4 protein-coding genes, 1 tRNA gene and 1 rRNA gene (1 of these 6 cut by a window edge) are annotated in these 9,824 nt (G+C 63.4%); 3 read left to right on the top strand and 3 right to left on the bottom strand.

Annotated elements, in window-relative coordinates; genetic code table 11:
• Together AX729_RS15815 and AX729_RS15810 are read right to left on the bottom strand one after the other, a co-directional pair.
• Nucleotides 1–7 (bottom strand) — tRNA-Ile (locus tag AX729_RS15815); it reaches 70 nt to the left of the window's first position.
• A 187-nt stretch (nucleotides 8–194) separates the two neighbouring features.
• Nucleotides 195–1,683: ribosomal RNA gene (locus AX729_RS15810) — 16S ribosomal RNA — on the bottom strand.
• A 1,000-nt stretch (nucleotides 1,684–2,683) separates the two neighbouring features.
• On the opposite strand from AX729_RS15810, the gene AX729_RS15805 reads away from it, so the two are divergent.
• The 3 genes from AX729_RS15805 (at nucleotide 2,684) to AX729_RS15795 (ending at nucleotide 6,872) form a co-directional block, all read left to right on the top strand.
• Nucleotides 2,684–4,747 carry a M23 family metallopeptidase gene (locus AX729_RS15805; RefSeq protein ID WP_061024583.1) on the top strand — a complete coding sequence of 688 codons (2,064 nt, stop codon included), beginning with the start codon at nucleotides 2,684–2,686 and terminating at the stop codon, nucleotides 4,745–4,747.
• Nucleotides 4,748–4,899: 152 nt separating this feature from the next.
• Nucleotides 4,900–6,519: an SMP-30/gluconolactonase/LRE family protein gene (locus AX729_RS15800; RefSeq protein WP_061024581.1), complete on the top strand. Its 1,620-nt coding sequence runs from the start codon at nucleotides 4,900–4,902 to the stop codon at nucleotides 6,517–6,519.
• 86 nt (nucleotides 6,520–6,605) lie between these two features.
• On the top strand, nucleotides 6,606–6,872 hold the full coding sequence (locus AX729_RS15795) for a hypothetical protein (RefSeq protein ID WP_061024579.1): 267 nt from the start codon (nucleotides 6,606–6,608) through the stop codon (nucleotides 6,870–6,872).
• Nucleotides 6,873–6,948: 76 nt separating this feature from the next.
• On the opposite strand, the gene clpB is transcribed toward AX729_RS15795, so the two are convergent.
• A complete protein-coding gene (clpB, locus tag AX729_RS15790; protein ID WP_061024577.1) occupies nucleotides 6,949–9,600 on the bottom strand; it encodes an ATP-dependent chaperone ClpB in 2,652 nt (883 codons plus the stop codon).
• Between the last annotated feature and the right edge of the window lie 224 nt (nucleotides 9,601–9,824).

The raw sequence follows: 9,824 nt of genomic DNA, 5'->3' as shown, positions 1-9,824 counted from the left end.
CAAGCCCCTAACGCATATCCCGTCAAGGACCAGGGATCCTGCGAGACGCAGGCCCAGCGCGTGTTCGTCCGCGAAGAAAGAGAAACGTAGACGGCGAAATCCCGCCAATGCAGCTCAACGATCTGGCGATCTGTTGGCCACTGATGTTTCTAAAACGGTTCGATAGAAGCAAGCTTCTGAAGAACCATCCTTAGAAAGGAGGTGATCCAGCCGCAGGTTCCCCTACGGCTACCTTGTTACGACTTCACCCCAGTCGCTGACCCTACCGTGGCCGGCTGCCTCCCTTGCGGGTTAGCGCACCGTCTTCAGGTAAAACCAACTCCCATGGTGTGACGGGCGGTGTGTACAAGGCCCGGGAACGTATTCACCGTGGCGTGCTGATCCACGATTACTAGCGATTCCAACTTCATGGGCTCGAGTTGCAGAGCCCAATCCGAACTGAGACGGCTTTTTGAGATTTGCGAAGGGTCGCCCCTTAGCATCCCATTGTCACCGCCATTGTAGCACGTGTGTAGCCCAGCCCGTAAGGGCCATGAGGACTTGACGTCATCCCCACCTTCCTCGCGGCTTATCACCGGCAGTCTCCTTAGAGTGCTCAACTAAATGGTAGCAACTAAGGACGGGGGTTGCGCTCGTTGCGGGACTTAACCCAACATCTCACGACACGAGCTGACGACAGCCATGCAGCACCTGTGCTCCAGGCTCCGAAGAGAAGGTCACATCTCTGCGACCGGTCCTGGACATGTCAAGGGCTGGTAAGGTTCTGCGCGTTGCGTCGAATTAAACCACATGCTCCACCGCTTGTGCGGGCCCCCGTCAATTCCTTTGAGTTTTAATCTTGCGACCGTACTCCCCAGGCGGAATGCTTAAAGCGTTAGCTGCGCCACTAGTGAGTAAACCCACTAACGGCTGGCATTCATCGTTTACGGCGTGGACTACCAGGGTATCTAATCCTGTTTGCTCCCCACGCTTTCGTGCCTCAGCGTCAGTATCGGGCCAGTGAGCCGCCTTCGCCACTGGTGTTCTTGCGAATATCTACGAATTTCACCTCTACACTCGCAGTTCCACTCACCTCTCCCGAACTCAAGATCTTCAGTATCAAAGGCAGTTCTGGAGTTGAGCTCCAGGATTTCACCCCTGACTTAAAGACCCGCCTACGCACCCTTTACGCCCAGTGATTCCGAGCAACGCTAGCCCCCTTCGTATTACCGCGGCTGCTGGCACGAAGTTAGCCGGGGCTTATTCTTGCGGTACCGTCATTATCTTCCCGCACAAAAGAGCTTTACAACCCTAGGGCCTTCATCACTCACGCGGCATGGCTGGATCAGGGTTGCCCCCATTGTCCAATATTCCCCACTGCTGCCTCCCGTAGGAGTTTGGGCCGTGTCTCAGTCCCAATGTGGCTGATCATCCTCTCAGACCAGCTACTGATCGTCGCCTTGGTAGGCCATTACCCTACCAACTAGCTAATCAGACGCGGGCCGATCTTTCGGCGATAAATCTTTCCCCGTAAGGGCTTATCCGGTATTAGCACAAGTTTCCCTGTGTTGTTCCGAACCAAAAGGTACGTTCCCACGCGTTACTCACCCGTCTGCCGCTGACGTATTGCTACGCCCGCTCGACTTGCATGTGTTAAGCCTGCCGCCAGCGTTCGCTCTGAGCCAGGATCAAACTCTCAAGTTGGACTTGAACTTTGAACCGGCTGATCACAACGTTTGACGAGGTCCCACCATTGTCGACCGAAGTCGGCTTGCTGCCTGCGATTCACATCGCGGGCAACGATGGTGTTTCCTTGAAAACGTGTACCGCCGAAGTCTTTCGTCCGGTCTCGTTCAGAAAAGCCGAAGCCTTCCAGAAGCGAGACCCGCAAGGACTCCGCCGTCCACGTTTCTCTTTCTTCATCTTCACTTGTCAAACAGCCCGAGACCGCTGGGGTCTCAACCTTCCCGGAGGAAGGGTCCCGACACCCTTACCGACGATGGATGAACTCCAACCGACTTGTATCGGCTGTTGTGTCACTCAACGAGGTGAGGAGCATCAGTGGCGCGTTCGCTCGCCTTGGTCAGTGACCCGGCGGCGCCGCGCTCAGTGGTTGGGGTTATAGGCCCCACCTTCCGGGCTGTCAACGCCAATCGTCAACAAATCGTCGCACAGTGGACCGGCGAAGAAATTCCAGCGATTCCAGGCGATTAGAGGGGCCGTAAACGCACGGGGCGAGGCCGGGCGAGGAAAAATCTCAAAAAAAGTTTGCGCGCTGGAGGGCTCCGGAGGCGCTCGGATCGGGCTCCCGGGACGGCTTGGGGCGCCCCTCCAGGGCGGACTCCCGCGTCCGCCCCTTCAGGAAACTTTTTCCATGACAGGCGCCGTACTTGAGCCACATTCCCGCGGCGTTCTGATAAGAGACGAGCTTGAATCGCGGGACTGCCTGTGGGGGCTGCCTGCGATTTTCATGGGGTCAGGGGAAGGCGATCTTGCAGATGACGCGACCTTCCTTCGGCGTTCGAAAGACATCGAGAGAGCTTTACCCGTTCAGCTGTTCGTAATTTCGGCCAGTCCCCATCGCGGGGCTTTCTGAGCGCGGACGGCCGTACGGCTTGCCTTTTCCGGCGATGCCCCTTCAAGAGGGCGGCCAGAGACGAGGTTCGAAGCGGGCTTTCTCGGGTCGGTGATTGGGGGACTTGGGTTGAACCACAGGACGTCACGCGGCACCTACGGGCGTGAGACCGGGATCATCGATCTCGGCCACGAGCCGCCGCTATCCGTCGATGGTTCTGAAGCCGCCGTGATCGACCGCCGCCGTGTCTCCGTGCAATGGTTCAGCGGGACAATCCTGACCGGACTCTGCGGCGCAGCCCTGATCGGCGGCGCCGTTTTCGCATCTCTCGACGGCGAGATGACCTTCGCCAAGGTGCCTGAGCGGGTGGAAGGCGCGCTGCGCGGTGCGTTCGGCGCCGCCGATCGCGCCGCCACGCTACACAAGAGCGACCGCCTGCCGCCGCCGAGCGAATCCACGGCCTCGCGCAACATCGTGCGCGTCTCGACGGTCGCCCGCGTCGGCAACCGTGACGTGATGCGGGTGCGCCCCTTCGTCCGCATCGCGGGCAACCTGTCGATGACGACGAGCGACCTGTCGGCGAAGATCCCGCCGTTCAACGCCCAGCGCCTGCTCACCGACGTCGGCTCCGATCCGAAGACCGCCTCCGACGATCCCAACAATCCCGAAGCCGTCGAGCCCGACGCGGAAGTCTCCTTCGTCACGAAGGATCTTTCCTCGGTGCTGCCCAAGGCCAAGATTTCCGCGGTGGTGGCGCTCGACGACATCCTGATGCGGGTCCGCGATGCCGCCAACTGGCGCGGCAATGGCGGGGTGCGGTACGCCTCGCTCGCCAATGCCACAGCCGACGTGTCCGGCGCGACCGGCCCGTCCGACATCAAGATGGCCTACGCCACCGAAGCGCCCTCCTCCGATCCCTATGCCGGTTTCGAGACGCGCGTCGTGCCGGAAAACGTCACGCTGCTGCCCAAGACCAAGGAGCAGATCACCGGCGGCAATCCCAACGGGGAACGCGTCCACATGGTCAAGAAGGGCGACAGCGTCGCCGGCGTGCTGCGCGATCTCGGCGCGAACGCCGACGAGATCAAGGCGATCACCGCAACGCTCGGGCCGCGCGGTCGCGACGGCGGCCTCAAGGAGGGCGAGAAGCTCCGCATCCTGATGGCGCCCGCGAGCCCCGGCGGCCGGCTCCAGCCCTACCGTGTCGTCATCGCCAACGAGACCATGGTCGAGGCGATCGCGGCGCTGTCCGATCTCGGCAGATACGTCGCGGTCGACGTCTCCAGCATGAACACCGTCGCTGACACCGGGGCCAACGCCAGCAGCGACGACGACGACGATGACGACGGCTCCGGCGTGCGGCTCTACCAGAGCATCTACGAGACGGCGATGCGCAACAAGGTGCCGATGCCCGTCATCGAGGACATGATCAAGATCTACTCCTACGACGTCGATTTCCAGCGCAAGGTGCAGCCCGGGGATTCCTTCGACGTGTTCTACGCCGGCGAGGACGAGGGCGTGACGTCGAGCGAAAAGAACGAGGTGCTGTTCGCCTCGCTCACGGTCGGCGGCGAGACCAAGAAATACTACCGCTACCAGAGCCCCGACGACGGCGTCGTCGACTACTACGACGAGACCGGCAAGAGCGCGAAGAAGTTCCTGGTCAGAAAACCCGTCAACAACGCCATCATGCGCTCGGGCTTCGGCGGCCGCCGCCACCCGATCCTGGGCTACGTGAAGATGCATACGGGCGTCGACTGGTCCACCAGCTACGGCACCCCGATCTTCGCATCCGGCAACGGCGTGATCGAGAAGGCCGGCCCCGAAGGCGGCTACGGCAAGTATATCCGCATCAAGCACTCCAACGGCTATGAGACCGCCTACGGCCACATGTCGGCCTTCGCCAAAGGCATGGAGCCCGGCAAGAAGGTGCGGCAGGGCCAGGTCATCGGCTTCGTCGGCTCATCGGGCCTGTCGACCGGCCCCCACGTCCATTACGAGATCCTGGTCAACGGCCGCTTCGTCGACCCGATGCGCGTGAAGCTGCCGCGCGGCCGTTCGCTGGAAGGCCCGATGCTGGCAAGCTTCGAGAAGGAGCGCGACCGGCTCGAAGGGATGATGAGCGGCCGCGGCAGCGCCATCGCCCGTATGTCGGATGCGACCGGCGGCCCATTGCAGGTCACCAACCGGTAAATCGGGACTCGGCCGCCTCGGCGGGACATCTCCAAACACGATCCGGAGTCGACGTCGGCGCGCGAGGCTGTCTCGCTCCGTCACAACGTCAAGTTTCGTTTGCCAAAGCGGCATGAGCGGCGAATACTTTCCCAAAAAAGGGAGGTCTCGTCATGAAGAACAGGCTCGCCTGCGCAGCCCTGCTTGCTGCGCTTTTCTCATCCACGAGCGCATCGGCGGAGGGCTGGGAAATCACCCGGCTTGTGCAGGGCTCGGCGTTCCACGGCGTGCATGGGCTCGGAATCGACAAGGCCGGCCGTCTGTTTGCCGGCAGCGTGGCGGGCGCGGCGCTCTACGAGGTCGACATATCAGGCGGTCACGCCAAGGTTGCAATCCCCGCGCCGGTCGGAATGGCCGACGACATCGCGTTCGCACCCGACGGCACCATGGCCTGGACCGGATTCCTCGCCGGCGACCTCTATGCGCGCAAGGGCGATGGCCCGATCAAGAAGCTCGCGAGCGGCCTTCCCGGCATCAACTCGCTCGCCTTCCGCAAGGACGGCAGGCTCTACGCCACCACCGTCTTTCTCGGCGACGCGCTCTACGAGATCGACGTCGAGGGGGCCAAGCCGCCGCGCCAGATCATGGAGAAGATGGGCGGTCTCAACGGCTTCGAGTTCGGTCCCGACGACAAGCTGTATGGTCCGCTCTGGTTCAAGGGACAGGTCGCGAAGGTCGACGTCGACAAGGCCGAGCTGACCGTCGTCGCCGACGGCTTCAAGGTCCCGGCCGCGGTGAATTTCGATTCCAAGGGCAACCTCTTCGTCATCGACACCGCGCTCGGCCAGCTCGTCCGGGTCGATCCCAAATCGGGCGCCAAGACCACGGTCGCGCAGCTGAAGCCATCGCTGGACAATCTCGCGATCGACGGCAAGGACCGCATCTACGTCTCCAACATGGCCGACAACGGCATCCAGGAGGTCGATCCGGCGACCGGCCAGGCCAAGCAAATCATCATCGGCAAGCTCGCTTTGCCCGGCGGCATCGGCGTCACCTCGGAAGACGGCAGGGACACGATCCACGTCGCGGACGTGTTCGCCTACCGCACCGTGAATGGTGCGACCGGCGAGGTCACCGAGAAGGCGCGCATGCACGCCGCCGGCGTCACGCTCGAATATCCGATGAGCGCGACGGCAAAGGGCAGCGACGTGGTCCTGTCGAGCTGGTTCACCGGCACCGTGCAGGTGATCGACGGCAAGACCGGCACCACGCGCGAGATGCTGCACGGCTTCAAGGCGCCGCATGACGCAATCATGCTCGCGGACGGCAGCATCCTCGTGGCCGAACTCGGCACCAAATCGCTGGTCAAGGTGAGCGGCGAGCATGGCAAGGATCGCGTCACGTTGATCGGCGATCTCGAGGGTCCGGTGGGACTCGTGCGCGGGGCCGGCGACGAGGTCTACGTCACCGAAGCCTTTGCCGGCGCCGTCTCCCGGATCGACAAGAACGGCGGAAAGACCGTGATCGCCAAGGACCTGAAGATGCCTGAAGGTATCGCGCGCGGGAGCGACGGCCGGCTGATCGTTGCGGAGGTCGGCGCCAAGCGGCTGATCGAGATCGCGCCGGACAGCGGCAAGGTCACCGAGATCGCCGCCAATCTCCCGATCGGCCTGACGGGCGCGCCGGGCGGCCTGCCGACGCACATTCCGACAGGCGTCGCGGTCGGCGCAACGGGTGTCATCTACTTCAGCTCGGACGTCGAAAACGCGATCTACAAGGCGGTGAAGAAGTAACATCCGCAGGACGAGACCTGACCGCGGAACCCACACGCGGGCTCCCGGTTAGACGCTCACGGAAGCCGACCAGCAGGAGGATCGCCATGACGCGCCTCTCACGCGACGACGTCGTCAAGGCCGTGGACGGGGCCGACGACGTCACCATTGCCCAGATCATCGGGACCGGCGCGACCGTCGAGGAACTCGCCGAGGCCCAGGCCTGGCTCGCCAACGACGAGCCGATGATCAACGATTTGCGGCCGCTGGCGCAGGGACGGGTGCGCGAGCTGGTGGATATTCTTTCGGAGCTGGAGGAGGACGAGGAGGAGGGTCCGGCCGATCCGGCTCCGCGTCCGCTGTCGATTAGCTAAGGAGACGCCAACAAAGGAAAACGCCCCAGAGAGGTTGGCCTCTCCGGGGCGTCCTGTTGCGTCAAGCGCCGTACCCTCAGTTCAGCTTGCGCTTCGCCACCGGCGCCTCGAACTGGGCGATCTCGGCGGTCTGCGGTGCCTTGCCGTTGAAGGTCAGCACGTTGCCTTCGGACGAGATCGCGACGGTGTCGCCGTCCCTGACGTCGCCGGCCAGGATCATCTCGGCGAGCGGGTCCTGGAGATGGCGCTGGATCACCCGCTTCAGCGGCCGCGCGCCGTAGGCGGGATCCCAGCCCTTGGCAGCGAGCCAGTCGCGGCCCGCGGCATCGAGCGTCAGCACGATCTTGCGATCCGTCAGCAGCTTCTGCAGCCGCGCGAACTGGATCTCGACGATCCGGCCCATCTCGCTCCGCTGCAAGCGGTGGAACAGGATGATCTCGTCGACGCGGTTGAGGAATTCGGGGCGGAAGTGGCCCCGCACCATGCCCATCACCTGCTCGCGCACGGCGGAGGTGTCCTCGCCCTCCGGCTGGTTCACCAGGAATTCCGAACCGAGGTTCGAGGTCATGATGATCAGCGTGTTGCGGAAGTCGACGGTGCGGCCCTGGCCATCGGTCAGGCGGCCGTCGTCGAGCACCTGCAACAGGACGTTGAAGACGTCGGGATGCGCCTTCTCGATCTCGTCGAACAGCACGACCTGGTAGGGCCGGCGCCGCACCGCTTCGGTGAGCGCGCCGCCCTCGTCATAACCGACATAGCCGGGAGGCGCGCCGATCAGCCGCGAGACCGAGTGCTTCTCCATGTATTCGGACATGTCGAGGCGGACCATCGCGGTCTCGTCGTTGAACAGGTATTCCGCGAGAGCTTTCGTCAGCTCGGTCTTGCCGACGCCGGTCGGCCCCAGGAACATGAACGAGCCTGTGGGGCGGTTCGGGTCCTGCAAGCCTGCGCGCGAGCGGCGCACGGCGGTTGCGACCGCACGCACGGCCTCGGCCTGGCCGACGACCCGCTTGCCGAGCTGCTCCTCCATCTTCAGGAGCTTCTCCTTCTCGCCTTCCAGCATCTTGTCGACGGGCACGCCGGTCCAGCGCGAGACCACCTGCGCGATGTGGTTGGCGGTGACCGCCTCCTCCATCATCTCGCCGGAGTTCTGCGTTGTATTATCCTTGGCCTCGATGTCCGCGAGCTTCTTCTCGAGCTCAGGGATCCGGCCATAGGCGAGCTCGCCGGCCTTCTGGAATTCGCCGCGCCGCTGTGCGTTGGCCAGCTCGACACGCAAGCCGTCGAGCTCGGCCTTCAGCTTCTGGGCATCGGAGAGCTTGTTCTTCTCCGCGCTCCAGCGCGCCGTCAGCGCCGCAGACTTCTCCTCGAGCTCGGCGAGGTCCTTCTCCAGCGTCTGGAGCCGGGACTTGGAGCCGACATCGCTTTCCTTCTTGAGTGCTTCCTGCTCGATCTTGAGCCGGATGATCTCACGGTCGAGCGAATCCAGCTCTTCCGGCTTGGAATCGACCTGCATCTTCAGCCGGGCCGCGGCCTCGTCCATGAGGTCGATGGCCTTGTCGGGCAGGAAGCGGTCGGTGATGTAGCGGTTGGACAGCGTCGTGGCGGCCACGAGCGCGGAATCGGTGATCCGCACGCCATGGTGCTGCTCGTACTTGTCCTTCAGCCCGCGCAGGATCGAGATGGTATCCTCGACCGAGGGCTCGCTGACGAAGATCGGCTGGAAGCGCCGCGCCAGCGCGGCGTCCTTCTCGACGTGCTTCTGGTACTCGTCGAGCGTGGTCGCGCCGATGCAGTGCAGCTCGCCGCGGGCGAGCGCCGGCTTCAGCAGGTTGGAGGCGTCCATCGCGCCGTCGCCCTTGCCGGCACCGATCAGCGTGTGCATCTCGTCGATGAACAGGATGAAGGTGCCTTCGCTCCCGGTCACTTCCTGGAGCACGGCCTTCAGCCGCTCCTCGAACTCACCGCGATATTTCGCGCCGGCAATCAGTGCGCCGAGATCGAGCGAGAGCAGCTTCTTGTCCTTGAGACTCTCCGGCACGTCGCCATTGACGATGCGCAGCGCCAACCCTTCCGCGATCGCGGTCTTGCCGACGCCGGGCTCGCCAATCAGGACGGGGTTGTTCTTGGTCCGGCGCGACAGCACTTGAATCGTACGGCGGATCTCCTCGTCGCGGCCGATGACCGGGTCGAGCTTGCCGTCACGCGCGGCCTGGGTCAGGTCGCGGGCATATTTCTTCAGCGCGTCATACGCGTTCTCGGCGGTCGCGGAATCCGCGGTGCGGCCCTTGCGCAGCGCCTCGATCGCCGCGTTGAGGTTCTGCGGCGTGACGCCGCCCTTGTTGAGGATGGTGCCGGCTTCGCTGGACTTCTCCAGCGTCAGGCCGAGCAGCAGCCGTTCGACCGTAACGAAGCTGTCACCGGCCTTCTCGCCGGCCTTTTCGGCGGCGTCGAAGGTGCGGGCAAGCTCGGGTGCGAGGTAAATCTGGCCGGCGCCACCGCCGGAAACCTTCGGCACCTTACCGAGGGCGTCCTCGGTGGCCTTCAGAATTGCACGGGAATTGCCGCCAGCGCGGTCGATCAGACCGGCAGCGAGCCCCTCATTGTCGTCCAAGAGGACTTTCAGGAGGTGCAGGGTGGAAAACTGCTGGTGCCCCTCGCGCATCGCGAGCGACTGCGCAGACTGAATGAAGCCCCTGGAGCGTTCGGTATACTTCTCGATGTTCATCTTTTCTGTCCCTCGGCCTGCCTCTCATGGAGCCCTCAAAGGCACTCCAAATGGCATCTTCATTGGGTTTCCGCCTGCCGTGTTGACGTCCCTCAACCCGCAAGCGGTCGTTATCAGCCGGCGCTGGCGCCGGCCTGACCCAGATGTGGGAAGCGTGGCCTCTGATCGGAAGAGGCGACTTCACAATTTCGTGCGCGCAATGGCCCGCTTGGCGCGAGCAGGCC

It is taken from the genome of Bradyrhizobium sp. CCH5-F6 (genome assembly GCF_001556045.1).
Lineage (GTDB): Bacteria > Pseudomonadota > Alphaproteobacteria > Rhizobiales > Xanthobacteraceae > Bradyrhizobium.
The sequence above is the reverse complement of the archived record's forward strand: the minus strand, read 5'-3'. Positions and strand labels throughout refer to the sequence as shown.